Source organism: Pseudomonas sp. DE0010, from assembly GCF_007680745.1.
Lineage (GTDB): Bacteria > Pseudomonadota > Gammaproteobacteria > Pseudomonadales > Pseudomonadaceae > Aquipseudomonas > Aquipseudomonas parafulva_B.
In genome coordinates this window covers 1-237 of sequence record NZ_VEJQ01000296.1, presented here as the reverse complement: position 1 = coordinate 237, position 237 = coordinate 1, and the positions used below count along the sequence as shown (strand labels likewise).

The following is a 237-nucleotide window of genomic DNA, read 5'->3' as shown; positions in this document are numbered from 1 at the left end:
CCGCCCAGCGGCAGGACATCCTGGTGGCGCTGCTCGTCCAGATAGAGCCGCAGCTCGCCGCCCTGCTCCGGCAACCAGGCGTCGTTGAGATAGAGCACCAGGGAGACCATGCGGCGGTCGTCGTCGCGGAAGCGATCCAGGTGGCGGGCATAGAAGGCCCCCGGCGGATAGAGGGCGAAGTGGCTTTCGTAGTCTTCCAGCCCCAGGAACAGGGTGCGGTTGAAGGCCTCGAGCAGG

At 67.1% G+C, this 237-nt stretch carries 1 protein-coding gene; it reads right to left on the bottom strand.

Annotated elements, in window-relative coordinates; all coding sequences use genetic code 11:
* Positions 1-237: 2OG-Fe(II) oxygenase (locus FS767_RS22600; RefSeq protein ID WP_178102790.1), on the bottom strand; the 237-nt coding region annotated here is incomplete at both ends.